The organism is Cognatiyoonia sp. IB215446, assembly GCF_033963825.1.
Lineage (GTDB): Bacteria > Pseudomonadota > Alphaproteobacteria > Rhodobacterales > Rhodobacteraceae > Yoonia.
Genome location: NZ_JAXBMD010000002.1, coordinates 669,144 through 685,876, shown reverse-complemented (window position 1 = coordinate 685,876; position 16,733 = coordinate 669,144). Strand labels below are relative to the sequence as shown.

At 58.9% G+C, this 16,733-nt stretch carries 20 protein-coding genes; 12 read left to right on the top strand and 8 right to left on the bottom strand.

What is annotated here, in order from left to right:
* Position 1 precedes the first annotated feature (1 nt).
* Positions 2 to 1,153 (bottom strand): sterol desaturase family protein, encoded by a 1,152-nt coding sequence (locus SLH49_RS10930; protein WP_320269183.1) that lies wholly within the window; start codon positions 1,151 to 1,153, stop codon positions 2 to 4.
* Between the two features lie 244 nt (positions 1,154 to 1,397).
* On the opposite strand from SLH49_RS10930, the gene alr reads away from it, so the two are divergent.
* From alr to SLH49_RS10875, 11 genes are all read left to right on the top strand, one after another.
* Positions 1,398 to 2,435, top strand: coding sequence for an alanine racemase (gene alr, locus SLH49_RS10925; RefSeq protein ID WP_320269182.1), 1,038 nt, complete (start codon positions 1,398 to 1,400; stop codon positions 2,433 to 2,435).
* Between the two features lie 58 nt (positions 2,436 to 2,493).
* Complete coding sequence (locus SLH49_RS10920; RefSeq protein WP_320269181.1) at positions 2,494 to 2,940, top strand: paraquat-inducible protein A; 447 nt, start codon at positions 2,494 to 2,496, stop codon at positions 2,938 to 2,940.
* A gap of 39 nt (positions 2,941 to 2,979) precedes the next feature.
* Positions 2,980 to 4,344, top strand: coding sequence for a DNA repair protein RadA (gene radA, locus SLH49_RS10915; protein ID WP_320269180.1), 1,365 nt, complete (start codon positions 2,980 to 2,982; stop codon positions 4,342 to 4,344).
* A gap of 24 nt (positions 4,345 to 4,368) precedes the next feature.
* Positions 4,369 to 4,932: a CvpA family protein gene (locus tag SLH49_RS10910; protein WP_320269179.1), complete on the top strand. Its 564-nt coding sequence runs from the start codon at positions 4,369 to 4,371 to the stop codon at positions 4,930 to 4,932.
* Between the two features lie 151 nt (positions 4,933 to 5,083).
* The gene (gene purF, locus SLH49_RS10905; protein ID WP_320269178.1) at positions 5,084 to 6,556 is read left to right on the top strand and encodes an amidophosphoribosyltransferase; all 1,473 of its coding nucleotides are present in this window, start codon (positions 5,084 to 5,086) and stop codon (positions 6,554 to 6,556) included.
* Positions 6,553 to 6,957, top strand: coding sequence for an arsenate reductase (glutaredoxin) (arsC, locus tag SLH49_RS10900; RefSeq protein ID WP_320269177.1), 405 nt, complete (start codon positions 6,553 to 6,555; stop codon positions 6,955 to 6,957). The genes purF and arsC overlap by 4 nt, the downstream gene beginning before the upstream one ends.
* 130 nt (positions 6,958 to 7,087) lie before the next feature.
* Positions 7,088 to 7,348, top strand: coding sequence for a pilus assembly protein PilZ (locus tag SLH49_RS10895; RefSeq protein ID WP_320269176.1), 261 nt, complete (start codon positions 7,088 to 7,090; stop codon positions 7,346 to 7,348).
* 39 nt (positions 7,349 to 7,387) lie between these two features.
* A complete protein-coding gene (locus tag SLH49_RS10890) occupies positions 7,388 to 8,029 on the top strand; it encodes an SDR family NAD(P)-dependent oxidoreductase (protein ID WP_320269175.1) in 642 nt (213 codons plus the stop codon).
* 128 nt (positions 8,030 to 8,157) lie between these two features.
* Entirely contained in the window at positions 8,158 to 8,943 is a 786-nt protein-coding gene (gene surE, locus SLH49_RS10885) for a 5'/3'-nucleotidase SurE (RefSeq protein WP_320269174.1), read from the top strand.
* Positions 8,940 to 9,581 (top strand): protein-L-isoaspartate(D-aspartate) O-methyltransferase, encoded by a 642-nt coding sequence (locus tag SLH49_RS10880; RefSeq protein WP_320269173.1) that lies wholly within the window; start codon positions 8,940 to 8,942, stop codon positions 9,579 to 9,581. Before surE ends, SLH49_RS10880 begins: the two co-directional genes overlap by 4 nt.
* 64 nt (positions 9,582 to 9,645) lie before the next feature.
* Entirely contained in the window at positions 9,646 to 10,833 is a 1,188-nt protein-coding gene (locus SLH49_RS10875) for a LysM peptidoglycan-binding domain-containing M23 family metallopeptidase (protein ID WP_320269172.1), read from the top strand.
* An 11-nt stretch (positions 10,834 to 10,844) separates the two neighbouring features.
* On the opposite strand, the gene SLH49_RS10870 is transcribed toward SLH49_RS10875, so the two are convergent.
* From SLH49_RS10870 to SLH49_RS10855, 4 genes are read right to left on the bottom strand one after another with little or no spacing between them, the layout of a single operon-like run.
* The gene (locus SLH49_RS10870; protein ID WP_320269171.1) at positions 10,845 to 11,708 is read right to left on the bottom strand and encodes an ATP-binding protein; all 864 of its coding nucleotides are present in this window, start codon (positions 11,706 to 11,708) and stop codon (positions 10,845 to 10,847) included.
* The gene (gene tatC, locus SLH49_RS10865) at positions 11,705 to 12,670 is read right to left on the bottom strand and encodes a twin-arginine translocase subunit TatC (RefSeq protein ID WP_320269170.1); all 966 of its coding nucleotides are present in this window, start codon (positions 12,668 to 12,670) and stop codon (positions 11,705 to 11,707) included. Before tatC ends, SLH49_RS10870 begins: the two co-directional genes overlap by 4 nt.
* On the bottom strand, positions 12,667 to 13,104 hold the full coding sequence (tatB, locus tag SLH49_RS10860; RefSeq protein ID WP_320269169.1) for a Sec-independent protein translocase protein TatB: 438 nt from the start codon (positions 13,102 to 13,104) through the stop codon (positions 12,667 to 12,669). Before tatB ends, tatC begins: the two co-directional genes overlap by 4 nt.
* An 18-nt stretch (positions 13,105 to 13,122) precedes the next feature.
* Entirely contained in the window at positions 13,123 to 13,335 is a 213-nt protein-coding gene (locus SLH49_RS10855; RefSeq protein ID WP_320269168.1) for a twin-arginine translocase TatA/TatE family subunit, read from the bottom strand.
* Between the two features lie 207 nt (positions 13,336 to 13,542).
* Between SLH49_RS10855 and SLH49_RS10850 the strand changes: the two genes are divergently transcribed.
* Entirely contained in the window at positions 13,543 to 14,235 is a 693-nt protein-coding gene (locus tag SLH49_RS10850) for a YafY family protein (protein WP_320269167.1), read from the top strand.
* Here SLH49_RS10850 and SLH49_RS10845 read toward each other — a convergent pair.
* The 3 genes from SLH49_RS10845 to SLH49_RS10835 all read right to left on the bottom strand — a co-directional run bounded on the left by SLH49_RS10845 (position 14,196) and on the right by SLH49_RS10835 (position 16,331).
* A complete protein-coding gene (locus tag SLH49_RS10845; protein WP_320269166.1) occupies positions 14,196 to 14,951 on the bottom strand; it encodes a hypothetical protein in 756 nt (251 codons plus the stop codon). The two genes, SLH49_RS10850 and SLH49_RS10845, sit on opposite strands and share 40 nt — an antisense overlap.
* A gap of 12 nt (positions 14,952 to 14,963) precedes the next feature.
* Positions 14,964 to 15,950, bottom strand: a complete 987-nt coding sequence (gene dusA / locus SLH49_RS10840) for a tRNA dihydrouridine(20/20a) synthase DusA (protein WP_320269165.1) — start codon at positions 15,948 to 15,950, stop codon at positions 14,964 to 14,966.
* 252 nt (positions 15,951 to 16,202) lie between these two features.
* On the bottom strand, positions 16,203 to 16,331 hold the full coding sequence (locus tag SLH49_RS10835) for a hypothetical protein (RefSeq protein WP_320269164.1): 129 nt from the start codon (positions 16,329 to 16,331) through the stop codon (positions 16,203 to 16,205).
* Positions 16,332 to 16,733: the final 402 nt, after the last annotated feature.

The window sequence follows — 16,733 nt, the reverse complement described above, 5'->3', positions numbered from 1 at the left end:
CCTATTCCGCCGGTTCCTTGGCCTCAGACTTCAGGAACGGATGCACAAATTGCCGCCAATACCCCCTAGGCACCGTGTCCCCGATCACCCCGTAATCCTCGGGCCATTTGTCTTCGGGCAGGTGATGCGTGCCAAAGAGCCAGTCATAAATCGGAAAATGGCTGGCATAGTTGATATCAATCGCCTCGCGGTCCGACCCGTGATGCCAATGGTGAAAGCGGGGGGTCACGAGAAACCGTTCGATAAAGCCGAACTTCCATCCGATATTGGCGTGGATAAAGCTCGAATAGAAATAAACGATCAACAGGTATGCCTGGATCGCGGCAGGATCAAAGCCAAGTGTGAACATCGGTACCGCCGTCAGCGCGCGCAAGACCCCGATTTCCACAAAATGCATCCGCGCGCCCGCCAGCCAGTCCATCTTTTTCGTCGAATGATGAATGGAATGGAAACGCCAGAGCACCGGGAACGTATGGAAGGCACGATGCACCCAATATTGCACGAAATCCGTCGCCATCATGATAATCACGACCTGCACCCAGAAGGGCAGATTGACGATATAGATGCGGATATCGTCCAGCGGGATCTGCGCATTCACATAATGCGAGGGCGCCAGCGTGATAAAGCCCAGCACCTGCACCAGCATCGAACTGACGAGGTAATAGAACATGTCTTCCTGCCACTCGGCGCGGAACACGATCTGCTCGGACCGGGCAGGAAAGAACCGCTCCAGCGGGACAAAAAGGAAGCCCACGACAAGCACGTTGATGATGAAGTAATCCAGCCCGAAATAGAATGCCTGCGGCGCCTCTGACCCGATCTGCGGCTGGGTCGTCGCCATCAGCGACGCGATCACCGAAATCGCCAAGGCCGTCCAGCCCAGCGATTTTCGCGCGCTCAGGATCAGGCTGAGCAGCGCCAGCGCATAGCCTGCCAGCAAGGTGAAACGCAGGAATGCGGTAACATAGCCGCTGTCCTGAATGAACGCGATTTCGGGATATGACAGCGTTTCCGGGAACCACCGCAGCAAGACAATCAGAAAACCTGCAATCGAGGCAAGCAGTCCGAGCGAGCCTGACAGCCACCCGCTTCCCAGCGGGCGCTCATCGCGCGGCGTTTCCAACTGCGTGATGACTTTCTTCAGAATACGCAAAGCACACCTCGTCCAATCGTTCCGCGCAGATTAGTCAGAGAAATGGGTCCAGAAAATGGCGGATTTCCACCATGCGGCGTTGACCTGTGTACGTACAACATCTGTACAGGTTCTGTACGCAATCTGTACGCTAAGAACCTTAACGCCGGTTAAGAATTTCAGATATGGCTTAACGAACACGCAACCGTTGCCGCCGTTCTGTTAACCTCTTGCCGCTCCTGCGGCTCCCTGCCACAAGGTGCGTATGAGCACCGGACGCCTCACCATTGATCTTGACGCCGTCGTCGCCAATTGGCGCGCTTTGGACGATATGACGGGCTGCAAAACCGCCTCTGTGGTCAAGGCCGATGGCTATGGCCTGGGGGCAGCGAATGTCGCGAAGGCGCTGTTCAAGGCGGGTGTACGCCAGTTCTTTGTTGCCGTCGTGGAAGAGGCGATTGCCATCCGCGAAGAGCTGGGACCGAAGCCCGATATCAGCGTCTTTTCGGGGCATATGAAAGGCGATACCGACCTGATCCGCGATCTGCGCCTGACACCGATGCTCAACTCGGTCGAACAGCTGACGCACCATTTCGAAACCCTGCCCGGCCACCCTTTTGGCATCCAGCTTGATACTGGAATGAACCGCCTCGGCATGGAAGCACAGGAATGGGCTGCCGTGGCCGAACTTGCCCTGTCCCAAAACCCCACGCTGGTCATGTCGCATTTGGCCTGCGCGGATGAGCCCGACCACCCGATGAACCCACATCAGCTTGAAAACTTTCGACAAATGACCGATGGCATCCATGCGCCCCGGTCATTGGCGGCAACCGGTGGCATCCTGCTAGGTCCAGATTATCATTTCGACCTGACCCGCCCCGGCATTGGCCTTTACGGCGGTCTGCCGTTCGAAAAAGCTGCCCCCACAGTGGAACTCGATCTGCCCGTCATCCAGATCCGCGACCTGACCGAAGGCGAGGTTGTGGGCTACGGCAATAGCTGGCAAGCGGAACGTCCCAGCCGCGTGGCCACCGTCTCGGGCGGTTACGCCGACGGCATCTTCCGCATCCTGTCGGACAAGGCGACGCTTTATCACGGCGACCAGCCTTGCAAAGTGATCGGTCGCGTCTCGATGGACCTTCTGACCGTCGATGTCACCGACCTGACCGAGGCCCCCGCAAAGCTGACCATGATCGGGCGTCAGCAAACGGTCGACGATCTGGCCGGTCAGGCCCAAACCATCGGCTACGAAGTCCTCACACAACTTGGTGGGCGCTACAATCGCAAGACCTTTGGCAAGTGAGACTTGCAATGGCAGTTAAGAATTGCCACGTAACACTCAGACTTGGTTAAGGTTTCTTATGTTAAACGTCCTGCGCATCGCGAACCTCTCTCTGTTAATACTTTTCCCCATCGCCTGGTTCGCCCCACTCATGCGCGCGGGGCTTTTGCCGCTTTTCGGGCTGAATGAGATCAGCGTCATCACGGGGATGCAGGCGCTATGGGAAAGCGATGTCGCGCTCGCTCTCCTGGTCACCGCATTTGCGCTTTTTGCGCCCTATCTCAAGACGATAGGTATCGCGCTTGTGCATTTTAACCTTCTGAAAGACAACACAATTCCGGTCCTTTCCTGGATCGGAAAGCTGGCCATGGCTGATGTCTTTCTGATCGCGCTCTACATCGTCACATTTAAGGGCGTGGGCATCGGCAAGGTCGAGACCGGTTGGGGGCTTTACATGTTCACGGGCTGCATCCTCGCGTCAATCGTGATCTCCGCCCTGACCCCCAAGGCCAAAGCAACCGTCTGAGCTATTGCCCTGCACGGCGAACCGGGCCAAAAGGTGAACATGGCCAAAGAGCTTTCCTATTCCTGCAGCGCATGTGGCGCCAGTTTCAGCAAGTGGTCCGGGCGGTGTGATAGCTGCGGGGCCTGGAACACGATCAGCGAGGACAAGGCGTTCGCCTCTGGTCCCAAGGGCAAGACCTTGGGTGCAACACGCGGCAAGACCATCGCGCTGACCGACCTGGAAACACAGGAACAAGAGCCGCCACGGACAGAAGCGGGTGTCGGCGAGCTGGACCGTGTTCTAGGCGGTGGGCTGGTCAAAGCGTCCGCGCTGTTGGTGGGCGGTGATCCAGGGATTGGCAAATCCACCCTACTCTTGCAGGCGGCGGCAAGATTTGCCCGTAACGGTCTGAAAGTCATATATATTTCTGGCGAGGAATCGAACGCCCAGGTGCAAATGCGCGCCCACCGTTTGGGCCTTGAGAAAAGCCCGGTGATGCTTGCCGCGGCGACCAACCTACGCGATATCCTGACAACGCTAGAGGCCGAAAAGCCTGACTTGGCCATCATCGACTCGATCCAGACCATGTGGGCCGACAATGTCGACAGCGCGCCGGGCAGCGTCAGCCAGGTGCGGTCTTCAGCCCATGAATTGACCACCTTTGCCAAGCGCAACGGCATGGCCGTCGTGATGGTCGGGCATGTCACCAAGGAAGGCGCCATCGCCGGTCCGCGCGTTGTCGAACACATGGTCGATACCGTGCTCTATTTCGAAGGTGAGCGTGGGCATCAGTTTCGTATCCTTCGTTCTGTCAAAAACCGTTTCGGTCCTGCGGATGAGATCGGCGTGTTCGAAATGACCGGCAAAGGATTGGCCGAAGTCAAAAACCCCTCCGCCCTGTTCCTTTCCGAACGCGGCACCCCGGCCCCAGGTTCGGTCGTGTTCGCAGGGCTTGAAGGCACCCGCCCGATGCTTTGTGAGATCCAGGCACTTGTGGCACCTTCGCCACACAGCCAACCGCGCCGATCCGTGGTCGGATGGGATGGCGGGCGGCTTGCGATGATCCTTGCCGTGCTCGAATCCCGCTGCGGTGTCCCCTTTGTCGGATTGGACGTATATCTCAACGTAGCAGGGGGTTTGCGCATCTCTGAACCGGCGGCAGACCTTGCTGTGGCAGCCGCACTCGTCTCCGCCCGCGAGGACGCGGCACTGCCCGCCGAAGCCGTTGTTTTCGGGGAAATCAGCCTTTCCGGTGCGTTGCGTCCTGTTGTTCAGGCCGAAAATAGATTGAAAGAAGCCCAGAAACTTGGTTTTACCAATGCGATCATGCCGCAACAGGCCAAACAGCCGGCGGTGACTGGCTTGGGACTGCGTGTTGCGGTTGACCTGGCCGGTTTTGTCGAAGAGGTATTCGGCGCGAGGTAAGCGCCCGAGGGCAGGAGACGCACTATGGAAGGCTTCACACTTGTCGACGCAGGCGTCGCCATCATCATATTGCTGTCGGGAGTGCTGGCCTACAGCCGCGGTTTCGTGCGCGAGGCGATGGCGATTGTTGGCTGGATTGGTGCCACCATCGTGGCCTTCATCTTTGCAGATCAAGTGGAACCGCTGGTGCGGCAGATCCCGGTGGTGGGTGATTTCATCGGCGACAGTTGTGAACTTGCGATCATTGCGGCTTTCGCGGCGGTCTTTGCCATTGCCCTTGTTGTCGTGTCGATCTTCACGCCGCTCTTTTCCAGCGTCGTGCAACGCTCGGCCCTTGGCGGCGTCGATCAGGCCCTTGGGTTCTTCTTTGGTGTCCTGCGGGGTATCCTGCTGATTGCCGTGGCGTTCTTCGTCTATGAAACGGTTTTTGCGACGCAAGCCTTTGCCGAGATTGATGACAGCCGCTCGGCCCAGGTTTTCGCCCAGATCACCGGCCAGATCGAAGAACAGGACCCCGAACAGGCGCTGGGTTGGATCACCGAGCAGTACCAGCAGCTTGTCGGCAATTGCGGCGCACCTGCACAATAAAGCGGTTTCAGGCGGCAAGATTGCACCCAAACCCGCATCCATTGGTTTGGCCTTCCAAATGGCATCATCAAGTATGATCGTTTCGTGACAGATGCCATCTGAAAGACTAAGAGGGTGCCACGTGTTCTGTACGGATTCGGGAGCTGCCCTCTTGCCCACCCAACTGCCCCCCGCCCATCCCTTTGACGATGACAAATTGCGGGAGGAATGCGGTGTCTTCGGTGTTGTCGGGGTCGCGGATGCCGCCAATTTCGTGGCTCTTGGCCTGCACGCCCTGCAACATCGCGGTCAGGAGGCGGGTGGCATCGTCACGCATGACGCGAAGACCGGTTTCAACCAGGCCCGCCGCATGGGACTAGTCCGGGACAACTTCACAAGCGCTGATACGATGCAGATCCTGCCGGGGTCCATTGGCATTGGCCATGTCCGCTACTCCACCGCCGGTGTGAAGGGTCAGACGGCGATCCGCGACGTGCAGCCGTTCTTTGGCGAGTTTTCAATGGGCGGTGCGGCGATTGCCCATAACGGCAATATCACCAATGCGATGCAGTTGCGACGCGAGTTGATCGAGCGCGGCTCAATCTTTCAAAGCTCGTCCGATAGTGAATGCATTATTCACCTGATGGCCCGCTCTATGGGCCGCAATATCCCCGACCGGATGGAAGAGGCGTTGCGCAAGGTCGAAGGCGCGTTTTCAATTGTGGCGATGACCCGGACGAAGCTCTTGGGCTGCCGCGACCCGCTGGGTGTGCGGCCCCTGGTGCTGGGCAAGGTCGGTGATGGCTGGGCGCTCGCCTCGGAAACCTGTGCGTTTGACATTATCGGTGCGGATTTTGTGCGTGAGATTGAGCCGGGTGAAATGGTGGTGATTACCGCCGAAAACGGCGTTGAAAGCCACTTCCCGTTTCGTCCGAACCGGGCGCGGTTCTGCATCTTTGAACATGTCTATTTCAGCCGCCCGGATTCGATCCTCGGCGGACGTTCGGTCTACGAAACACGTGAGAATATCGGGCGGGAACTGGCGAAAGAGGCGCCTGTGGATGCGGACCTCGTCTGCCCTGTCCCAGATAGCGGGACGCCTGCGGCCATCGGTTATTCCCTTGAGTCAGGCATCCCCTACGCGATGGGCATCATCCGCAACCAATATATGGGCCGCACCTTTATCGAGCCCACAGAGCAGATCCGGAATATGGGGGTCCGGCTCAAACTGAACGTCAACCGCGCGCTCATCAAGGGCAAACGGGTGATCCTGGTCGATGATAGCGTGGTGCGCGGGACAACGAGCCAGAAGATCAAGGAAATGATTTTGGACGCGGGCGCAAAAGAGGTGCATTTCCGCATCGCCTCCCCCCCGACCGCCTGGCCGTGCTTCTACGGCGTGGACACGCCGCAGCGAGAGAAACTGCTGGCCGCGACGATGTCTGAGGATGAGATGCGCGGCCATCTCGGCGTCGACAGCCTGAAATTCATTACGCTCGACGGCCTCTACCGCGCCGTGGGCGAGGCAGGTGGCCGCGACAGTAATGCCCCAGCCTATTGCGATGCCTGTTTTTCGGGCGAGTATCCCGTGGCGCCGTCGGACATGATTGAACAGGGCTTTCAGGCGAAAACGGCAGCGGAATGACCACCGTTATCCATCACAACCCAGATTGCGGCACGTCGCGGAACGTTTTGGCAGTGATCCGGGCATCCGGCACTGAGCCAATCGTGATCGAATACCTCAAGACCGGCTGGACCCGACCACAGCTGCAAGCGCTTTTCGCGGCGGCTGATATGACACCGCGCGCGGCCCTTCGCACATCGAAGTCTCCCGCCGAGGAACTGGGCCTGACCGACCCGTCTGTCAGTGATGAAGCGTTGCTCGATGCGATGATCGAACACCCGATCCTCGTGAATCGCCCCATTGTCTGCACACCCAAGGGCGTCGCCCTTTGCCGCCCGTCAGAAGCGGTGCTGCCGCTGCTTGAAAGGCCGCTGACTGCGCCGGTCTACAAGGAAGACGGCACGCTCGTCTGCGCTCCCTGACACCTCACGCCAATTGTCGCGTGAATGTGACCGTGAACCTCACGTCAAGGCCACGGATTGGCCTGTTCGTTGCCACAGTGATCTGACAAATACCCGCGACAATAAAAGCAAATTCGAAGCGGTGTTTCCAATGACAGAACAAACCCCGGCCTATGTGGCCGCCAATGCCACGCGCCCTGATGCGATCGATCTGCGGGACCTGACGGTGATCGGGATCATGCGCGCCTTTGACGGTCCGGCGGCCTTGCTACGCTCCGGTCGCGGTCGGATTGCGCGCGTGCAGGTCGGCACCCAAGTTTTTGGCGTGACGGTCACGGCAATAGCCAATGATCAGGTGGTGCTGACAAATCGGTCGGGTCAGGCACAGGCCGTGACGGTCGCCGGCGGCTAAGGCTTGACGGCGCGGCGCGTTCGGCACATGACGCGCAACATGACAAAAACTGCACTGATCACGGGCGCCTCACGCGGGTTGGGCGCGGCCCTCGCCAAGGCGCTGGCCCCCACCCACCACATTATCGCTGTCGCAAAAACCGTCGGCGCGCTCGAAGAGCTTGACGATGCCATTCAAACCGCGGGCGGACAGGCCACTTTGGCGCCCATGGACATCACCATTGATGAAGCGATGCAGCAGCTTTGCCGCGGCATTTTTGACCGGTGGGGCAGTCTTGATCTGTGGGTGCATACGGCAATCCACGCGGCTCCCCTCGCCCCAGCGGGCCATCTGGCGCCCAAGGACATGGAAAAGTCGATTGCCGTCAATATCGCTGCAACCTCACGTCTGATCGCCTATGTCAGCCCGCTTTTAGGCACCGAAGGACGCGCAGTGTTCTTCGATGACCCACGTGGCGGGCAGCAGTTTTTTGGCGCCTATGGTGCGACGAAAGCGGCACAAGTTGCACTCGCACGGTCCTGGCAAGCAGAGACGGTCAAAACCGGACCAAAGGTGACGATCCTCGATCCCGCCCCCATGCCGACAGCGACCCGCGCCCGGTTTTATCCCGGCGAAAACCGCGATGCGCTCACCGATCCATCTGCGGAAGCGGCACGGCTGCTGCCGGAGATCCTCGGCTGACTTCACAAACAGCCATACCGTTGCCCATAGTCGACGCTTCGTCACAACGTATCTTGGCCCGGAGACAGGTGCTTGCCGCGCCCCAAGTGCTCGCATAGGTAATAAACCAAGGGGCGAAGGGGCAGCAAATGCGTATTCTGATTACCAATGATGACGGGATTAACGCACCGGGTCTGCAGGTGCTGACCGACATTGCCCGGGAGGTCGCGGGACCTGGTGGGGAGGTCTGGACGGTTGCGCCCGCGTTTGAACAATCGGGTGTCGGTCATTGCATCAGCTATACGCACCCGACCATGATCGCCGAACTGGAGCCACGGCGCTTTGCTGCCGAAGGTTCGCCCGCTGACTGCGTGATCGCTGGCCTCTATCACGTGCTAAAGGATACGCCGCCCGATCTGATCCTGTCAGGTGTGAACCGGGGCAATAATGCAGCGGAAAACACGCTTTATTCGGGCACCGTTGGCGCCTGTATCGAAGGGGCGCTGCAGGGCGTACGATCGATCGCTTTGTCGCAGTTTTATGGGCCCGATAACGCCAATCTCGACAATCCGTTTGAGGCGGCAGCCCAGCATGGGGCAGACACGGTACGCGCGCTGTTGCATGAAAGCCTCTGGGACGATGCGGATTACAAGTTGTTCTACAACGTGAATTTTCCGCCCGTGCCTGGTGCGGACGTCAAGGGCCTCGCCCCCACGACCCAAGGGTTCCGTCTGAACACGAGGTTCCGGGCCGAGGCGCAGACATCGCCTACGGGCCGTAAATTCCTGTGGGTGCGCGGTGGACCGCAGCATGAACCCACCGCGCCCGGCACCGATGCGGCGGCCAATCTGGACGGCTATATCTCCATCACGCCGATGCGGGCCGATCTGACTGATTATGACATGATTGCGCAACTGGACGCGGCACTAAAGTGACGTTCGACGCCGCTACCAAAATGCAATTCCTCTACCAGCTGCGCAGCAAAGGCGTCACCGACGCGCGCGTGCTAACCGCGATGGAGCAGGTCGACCGCGCCGATTACGTCAAAGGCACCTTTGCGGATCGCGCCTATGAGGACATGCCGCTGCCCATCGCCTGCGGGCAGACGATCAGCCAGCCCTCTGTCGTAGGGCTTATGACGCAAGCGCTGAAAGTAGAGCCGCGGGATAAGGTCCTCGAAATCGGGACCGGTTCCGGCTATCAGGCTGCGATCCTCAGCAAGCTTGCGCGCCGGGTTTACACGGTTGATCGCTATCGTCGGCTCGTCCATGCGGCGCGCGCGGTGTTTGAGGCGCATGACATCACCAACATCACCACCTTCACCGCCGATGGCAGCCATGGGTTTACGGAACAGGCCCCGTTCGACAAAATCCTCGTCACCGCCGCAGCGGAGGACCCGCCGGGGCCGCTTTTAGCCCAATTGCGGGTTGGCGGGATCATGGTGCTACCCGTCGGTCAATCCGATGCGGTGCAAAGCCTGATCCGCGTCACGCGGCTTGAAAACGGCTATGATTATGACGAATTGCGCTCTGTACGCTTTGTCCCCTTGCTAGAAGGGCTCGGACAAGAGTAAACTAACACAAAATGTAGTACGACCCCGGCGAACAAGGGGCGGCTTGGCACAAGGAGCGGTAGGTATGACCAGAGGGCAGTTCTCGGGCAGACGGATATTGATGGCAGGTGTCGCACTGAGCGTGCTGGCGGCCTGTGAAGACTTCGATTTTGACTTGCGGGATCGCGGGGGCGGCTTTGACACTACCCGCGCGGTGCAGGAATTGCCGAACCGGCCCCGCCCGGATGATCGGGGTGTGATCTCTTATCCAAACTATCAGGTTGTTGTGGCAAGGCGCGACGACACGATCCGGGGGATCGCAATCCGGCTGGGCCTCGATGCAAACGAACTGGCCGAGTATAACGGGATTGAACCAGACGTGATCTTGCGCCGGGATGAGATCATCGCACTGCCGACCCGTGTGGCTGAGCCGTCTCTGGCGACGGGCGCTGACAGCAATGGCCCGATCCAGACACTGGATGTGGCGGCAGTTGCGACATCGGCACTCGACCGCGCGGATGCGGCTGGCACGGTGACCACGGCTCCGCTTGCCCCGACCCCGGCTGCAGCACCGGCACCCGTGCAAGCCGCGGCCGAGCCCATCCGCCATCAGGTTGTGCGGGGCGAGACGGCCTTTTCCATCTCGCGCCTTTATAACGTCTCCGTCTCCCGCATTGCAGAGTGGAACGGGCTCGACAGCCAGTTCACCATCCGCGAGGGGCAGTTCCTGTTGATCCCACAGGACGGCGCGGCACCAGCCACGGCGCCAACGGCGGTGAGCGCCCCGGTCACAGCACCCGGCGAAGGGACTGAGACGCCTGTGCCACCCAGCGCGGCAGAGCCGCTGCCCGTTGCAGCGGCCCCTGTTGCCGCACCAGAGGCGCCCCCTGCCCCCGATCTTGGCACACCGACGTCAGCATCCGCCGCGCGCTTCGTGGCACCCGTTCAGGGCAGTATCATTCGGGGCTATGCGCCGGGCAGCAATGAGGGGATCGATTTCGGCGTACCTGCAGGGACTTCCGTGCAAGCTGCAGGCAGCGGCACTGTGGCTGCCGTGACCACGGATACGACCGGTGGTTCCATTGTCGTTATCAAACACGATGATGGTCTGCTGACGGTTTACACGCAGATGAACGCATTGACGGTGTCAAAGAACGACACGGTCAGCAGCGGCCAGAAAATCGGCGAGGTGCGGGCGGCAGACACACCGTTCCTGCATTTCGAGGTGCGGCGCGGACTGCAAAGCGTGGATCCGACCGAGTATCTGCCTTAAGTGATCAGGCGTCAGGCGGGCTGCGGCCGGTCTGATGCAATGCTGATGCCTTTGCGGCCTGCAAGATCAGTGAAGTATTGCCAAGCCACGCGCCCTGACCGGCTGCCGCGTGTGGCTTGCCATTCGATGGCCTCCGCCCGCAGAGTGGCCTCATCCATGCTAATCCCGTAGGCATCGCAATAGCCCCGGATCATCGCGAGATATTCGTCCTGATCGCACGGATGAAAACCCAGCCACAGCCCGAAACGGTCGGAAAGTGAGACCTTTTCTTCAACCGCCTCTGACGGGGAAATCGCCGTAGAGCGTTCGTTTTCAATCATATCCCGCGGCATCAGGTGGCGCCGGTTTGATGTGGCGTAGAGCACCACATTGTCGGGCCGGCCCTCAATCCCGCCATCCAGTACAGCCTTGAGCGATTTGTAATGCGCATCATCATGGCCAAAGGACAGATCATCGCAAAACAGGATAAAGCGCTCTGACGCGCCGCGCAGCAGGTTCAAACAGCGGCCAATATTGGGCAGGTCCTCGCGCTGCACTTCGACGATTTTCAGCTGCGGATAGTCCGGTTGTAAAGCGCCGTGGATCGCTTTGACAAGACTTGATTTTCCCATACCACGCGCGCCCCAAAGCAACGCGTTGTTGGCAGGCAAACCCGCAGCAAACTGGGTGGTATTGGCTAACAGCGTATCGCGTGATCGGTCGATCCCGACGAGCAGATCAATGGCGACGCGGTTCACCTGCGCCACTGGCAGCAGGCGGTCCGGGTCTGGATGCCAGACAAAAGCCTGGGCAGCGGCAAAGTCAGGCGCAGGCGCGGGAGGCGGGCTGAGCCGCTCTAGCGCCTCTGCGATCCGTTCGGCGGTCTTCTTTTTCACGTCTTGGTGCCCGCCTCATCGGTCACATCCGCGGCGACTTCATCATCTACATCGACGTCAAACAGGCTCTCATCCTCGCCAATCACACCTTCTGCGCGGGCGACGCGGTCTTTCTTGCGCTCGACCGCTGCGACCAGATGGATCGACACCTCATAAAGGCCATAGACGACCACAAACAGGATCAGCTGCGTGGTGACATCAGGTGGGGTCACAAGGGCCGCGACAACCAGAATGCCGACAATCGCGTATTTGCGTGTCCCCCGCAGACCGCGCGAACTGGCAAGGCCTGCAGTGCCCAGCAAGGTCAACAGAACGGGCAGTTGGAAGCAAAGACCAAAGGCCACGATCATTTTGAGCGTGATATCGAGCGTCTCATTCACCTTCCCATTAAAGACGATATCGACGCCGGTATCCGGCAGGGCAACCCCACCAGCCGCGCTCGGCAAAAGCGACGCGCCCACATCATCAGGGGCAAAATCAGCCATCAGCGCCGAGACGTATGAGGGCAGATCGGCGAAGCCCAGAAAGAATGCCATCGCCAAAGGCACGACGATGTAATGGGCGAAAGATGCGCCGAGGATAAAGAGAAACGGCGACGCGATGATAAAGGGCAGAAACGCGTTCTTTTCATTGCGATAAAGACCAGGCGCGACAAAGCGCCAAAGCTGGTAGGCGATGATTGGAAAGGCCAGTGTCAGACCGCCCACGACCGAGATGCGGATCAGTGTGAAAAAGTATTCCTGCGGCGCGGTGTACTGCATAACCGGGTTTGGGTCGCCCAGATCACGCATCGTGCGTTCAATCGGGCTCAGTAGGAAATCCAGCAGCATGCCGCCAAAGGAAAAGCAGAAAATCATTGCGACCAGAAAGGCCGAGACCGAATAGATCAGCCGCTGGCGCAGCTCGATCAGGTGCTCCATCAGTGGGGCAGAGCTATCGTCAATCTCGTCTGCGGCGCTCATTCTTCAGCCTTTGGTATTTTGGGTGGCGGCGGTGGCGGCGGGGCGCCTGCGGCAATTGCGGCGTCCTCGGCCTCGCGCGCCTTGCGCTCAATGGCGGCGTTGGCCATCGCCTCGCTCAGCTTTTCCTTTTGCGCCTGGCGTTCCGCCGATAACGCCTGTGTCGCGGGGCCCTTGGTTGCACCCGCCGCTTCCTTGATCTTGTCGACGCCGAATTGCTGCGGGTTGGCGGCGGCCTTCAGCGTGTTGGAGACGTCTTTGACCCCGGATTCATTGGCCGCCTGCTCCATCGCACGCGAAAACTCGCGCGCCATCATCCGCGCCTTTCCTGTGAACTGACCGATGGAACGAAAAAGGCCCGGCAGATCCTTTGGCCCGATCACGATCAGTGCCACGATGCCAATCACCAACATCTCGCTCCAGCCAAGGCCAAACATCGCGCGCGTCCGCCCTGATCAGACTTTGTCTTTGTCTTCTTCGGGCGTCACATCGCGCGCCTCGGCCATGCTGTCTTCCAGCTCTTTCTTGCCATCATCCACGCCCTTCTTGAACGCGGTGATGCCTTTGCCCACCTCGCCCATCAGGCCGGAAATCTTACCGCGCCCGAACAGGACAAGCACGACGACTGCGATCAAAAGAAGGCCGGGAAGGCCGATATTGTTGAGCATGATAGTCTCCTCTGCCAGGCATCATCTGCCCGATACGTCATTAACTTGCTCAGGACAAATAGGCTGCGTTCGCGCACAAGGGAAGCGTCTAAGGCGGTTTTTCATGTCCATGAAGGCCTATTTTTCAAAGGTTTTTCCAATTTTGTGACAATTAATTGTCAGTTGTCAAAAAATTGGCAAAATGAACCAGACTAAAGGAGGAAACCCATGCGCCGCGCCGACAGATTGATGCAACTCGTTCAGATCCTGCGAGACGGCACCCTGCACCGTGCGGGTGACCTTGCGGCAGCGACCAATGTGTCACTGCGAACCATTTATCGCGATATGGAGACCCTGGCCGCCTCTGGCGTGCCAATCGAAGGTGAGCGCGGGATCGGTTACCGCGTGACGGCGGCGATCACCCTGCCCCCGCTGAATCTAACCATGACCGAACTTGAGGCGCTGCATCTTGGATTGCTCGCCGTCGGTCAGGGCCAAGATGCAGAACTGTCCGCAGCGGCTGAAACTTTGTCAAACAAGCTTGATGCGGTCATGCCCGAAGATCGCAGCAGCGCACCTCCGGGATACAGCTTTGCCGTTTACCCATTTGCGGATGCTGCGCGCGGTTTTCAGTATTTGCCACAAATGCGACAAGCGATCCGCACGCGCCAAAAGCTTGCACTAATTCTGGATGATGAAGAGCGGATCGTGCGGCCATTGCAACTGGACTATTGGGGGCGACTTTGGACTTGCGTTGTCTGGTGTGAGACGGGCAAAGACTTCGATGCGCTACGCGTGGATCAGATTACCGATCTGCGCGTGCTGCCGAGCCTTTTTGTTGATGAAGCCGACAAATCGCTCAGCGCTTTCAATGCGCAACGTCACAGCCAGTCAGAAAATGCGACTAGCGGTCGGAAGTAAGCAATCATGCGCGGACGGGTTTCTGCGCTCTCACCCCAGGGCGCGACCCCGTGCAGCAAATGGCGATGGAGCAGGATCACCTCACCCGGCTGCGCGCGGATTGGTATGCGAGGACACCTTTCGAAGATGTCGCGGCGAGCTGCCTGATAGATTGACGTGACATCCTCATCGGCCCATCTGTCCACCGGAAGACCTGCAAAAGCCTTAACAAATGTCGCCCCGATCATGAGATGGCTGCCCGGCCAAACCACCAGGGGGCTAGCGTCAACATCATCCAATGGGATCCCCGCGACAAACCCGTGTGGCTCGCGCAGATGGCGATGTCTGCGCCGACCTTCGGGCAGCAATCCGTCCACATGAGCAGCATCCCGGTCGCGCCGAAACCGATGCGATGCCGCGCTTTCATCAGAACCCTCGCGCGGATAGCCCGGATAAATGATGGAAAGCTGCGCACGATGCCAACGCGTCGGTGCTGAAACAAGGTCGCGGCAAGCGCCGTCCAAAAGCGCGCCAGAGATACTTCCGTCATGGTCGTTAGGCAAAGCATCGACGCCAACAAACCATGTATTGCCATGACGTCGTTCAGGGTTTTGCGCAACAATGTTGGCCGCAATGGGGTTCGCCGCACTGGCCCAAGCAAGGACCGACGGATCGTTTGGTACAATCACATAGCCATCTCGGGCCAGCGCCAGCGAGCGCGCTCTTGATGCGATCATCCCGGACGCGACTTACGCAACACGCGCGACGACATGGTCAAGTGCAGCCAAAACAATCTCCGGACCGGCACCTTCTATATGCGCATTTTCCGACAAATGCCGCCGCCAACCTCGCGCGCCGGGCCGTCCCTGAAAAAGGCCCAACATGTGACGTGTCACCTGCCCCAGCTTGCCCCCTGTTCGGATATGCGCCTCAATGTAAGACAGCATCGCCATCACAACATCTTCCGCGCTGCGTGTATGCCCATCGCGAAAGATGCGCGCATCCGCGTCTAACAAAATGTCGCTCGGATTGTGGTAAGCCGCACGCCCGATCATGACGCCATCCAAGCCCTGCTCAAGGAAGTGCTCGGCCTGGTCCAGGCTTTCAATTCCTCCATTGATTGATATGTGCAGATGCGGAAATTCCGCTTTCATCTTCAGAACCAGATCGTAGTCAAGCGGGGGCACATCGCGGTTCTCTTTCGGACTGAGCCCTTGGAGCCACGCTTTGCGCGCGTGGATCGCAAAGCGTTCTACTCCGGCGGCGGAAACACGCTCCAGAAAGTCAGGCAAAACTTCAGATGGCTCTTGATCGTCCACACCGATCCGGCATTTGACCGTGACCGGTACATCAACTGCTTCGCGCATCGCGGCAACGCATTTGGCCACCAGTTGTGGATCCTCCATCAATACAGCTCCAAAGCGACCGGATTGGACACGGTCGGACGGGCAACCACAGTTAAGGTTGATTTCATCATAGCAATCGGCGGCTGCAATACGCGCCGCCGCGGCCAGTTCAGCCGGATCCGAGCCGCCCAATTGCAAAGCCACCGGATGTTCAGCCTCGTCAAAGCCCAGCAGCCGATCCCGATCACCATGAATAATCGCGGGTGCCGTCACCATCTCGGTGTATAACAGGGCATGCCACGACATCTGCCGATGCAGATACCGGCAATGGCGGTCTGTCCAATCCATCATAGGCGCGACAGACAATCTAGCGTTTTGGTTTATTTCCATTTTTTCAACTTCAAACTGTTGACGGCAGTTACTTCTGCGTTGGAATACGCCGCAAAATCCTTGAATTTATCCTCTACGACGACTCATTGCGCACACAGCACACACGAAAATGGCCTCCGCCACAAAGCTTACTTACGGCCTTTGGACTGAGATAAGACGAAAGGCCACTACACGAACGAGATGTTACTTCACCGTAACGACGCCCATCGCTGGGCTCGTCAGGCGGTGATGCGGCGGATCATGGGTTAGTGCCTAACAAGTCTTTCCGTCTCCCGCCTCAAGACCTTTAGTAACATCATCGATCTTCATATAGCCATCATAGGCGAGGTAGGGAAACCGCAGCGGCGCAGCAAGGTCGCGACGCTGACCACGATCAAGCATAGTCTCTGCAAACAACGGGTCGGCCACCTCTAATGGTCACTTAGTACGCCCCATTCCCGTCCGGGAACCTTGCGGTCGACTGATCAGAGGGTCAGAGGGCCGCCGTCCGGGCCCGTAATGTGTTTTGAGGTCGAGAGAGTGGCTCCCGGCCGCCCATCGCCGCGGTTTCTCCATGAACACCAAAACCAAAGATGTCGGGCGATACACTATGAGACCCTCTGCCGCCAATGCAACATAAGGCAAGCGTCCTCGCGATCAACTGCTTGGCGACTACTGACGAACGAATTCGAACAGGTCTTCGTCAGGACAATCAAACTGCCCGTTACCGAAGTCCGGAACCTGGCGACGCACCCGCTAAGGCATAGGAGTTTTGGCTGTCGGCGCCTAGGACGCCTTCACAAT

What these genes read in the sequence shown, in the direction of transcription:
- tatB (WP_320269169.1), bottom strand. Translation starts at nt 13,104, where the DNA reads ATGTTTGGCCTTGGCTGGAGCGAGATGTTGGTGATTGGCATCGTGGCA.
- alr (WP_320269182.1), top strand. Translation starts at nt 1,398, where the DNA reads ATGAGCACCGGACGCCTCACCATTGATCTTGACGCCGTCGTCGCCAAT.
- SLH49_RS10910 (WP_320269179.1), top strand. Translation starts at nt 4,369, where the DNA reads ATGGAAGGCTTCACACTTGTCGACGCAGGCGTCGCCATCATCATATTG.
- radA (WP_320269180.1), top strand. Translation starts at nt 2,980, where the DNA reads ATGGCCAAAGAGCTTTCCTATTCCTGCAGCGCATGTGGCGCCAGTTTC.
- SLH49_RS10920 (WP_320269181.1), top strand. Translation starts at nt 2,494, where the DNA reads ATGTTAAACGTCCTGCGCATCGCGAACCTCTCTCTGTTAATACTTTTC.
- SLH49_RS10875 (WP_320269172.1), top strand. Translation starts at nt 9,646, where the DNA reads ATGACCAGAGGGCAGTTCTCGGGCAGACGGATATTGATGGCAGGTGTC.
- dusA (WP_320269165.1), bottom strand. Translation starts at nt 15,950, where the DNA reads ATGGAAATAAACCAAAACGCTAGATTGTCTGTCGCGCCTATGATGGAT.
- SLH49_RS10835 (WP_320269164.1), bottom strand. Translation starts at nt 16,331, where the DNA reads ATGCTTGATCGTGGTCAGCGTCGCGACCTTGCTGCGCCGCTGCGGTTT.
- SLH49_RS10850 (WP_320269167.1), top strand. Translation starts at nt 13,543, where the DNA reads ATGCGCCGCGCCGACAGATTGATGCAACTCGTTCAGATCCTGCGAGAC.
- tatC (WP_320269170.1), bottom strand. Translation starts at nt 12,670, where the DNA reads ATGAGCGCCGCAGACGAGATTGACGATAGCTCTGCCCCACTGATGGAG.
- surE (WP_320269174.1), top strand. Translation starts at nt 8,158, where the DNA reads ATGCGTATTCTGATTACCAATGATGACGGGATTAACGCACCGGGTCTG.
- SLH49_RS10845 (WP_320269166.1), bottom strand. Translation starts at nt 14,951, where the DNA reads ATGATCGCATCAAGAGCGCGCTCGCTGGCGCTGGCCCGAGATGGCTAT.
- SLH49_RS10855 (WP_320269168.1), bottom strand. Translation starts at nt 13,335, where the DNA reads ATGCTCAACAATATCGGCCTTCCCGGCCTTCTTTTGATCGCAGTCGTC.
- arsC (WP_320269177.1), top strand. Translation starts at nt 6,553, where the DNA reads ATGACCACCGTTATCCATCACAACCCAGATTGCGGCACGTCGCGGAAC.
- SLH49_RS10890 (WP_320269175.1), top strand. Translation starts at nt 7,388, where the DNA reads ATGACAAAAACTGCACTGATCACGGGCGCCTCACGCGGGTTGGGCGCG.
- SLH49_RS10895 (WP_320269176.1), top strand. Translation starts at nt 7,088, where the DNA reads ATGACAGAACAAACCCCGGCCTATGTGGCCGCCAATGCCACGCGCCCT.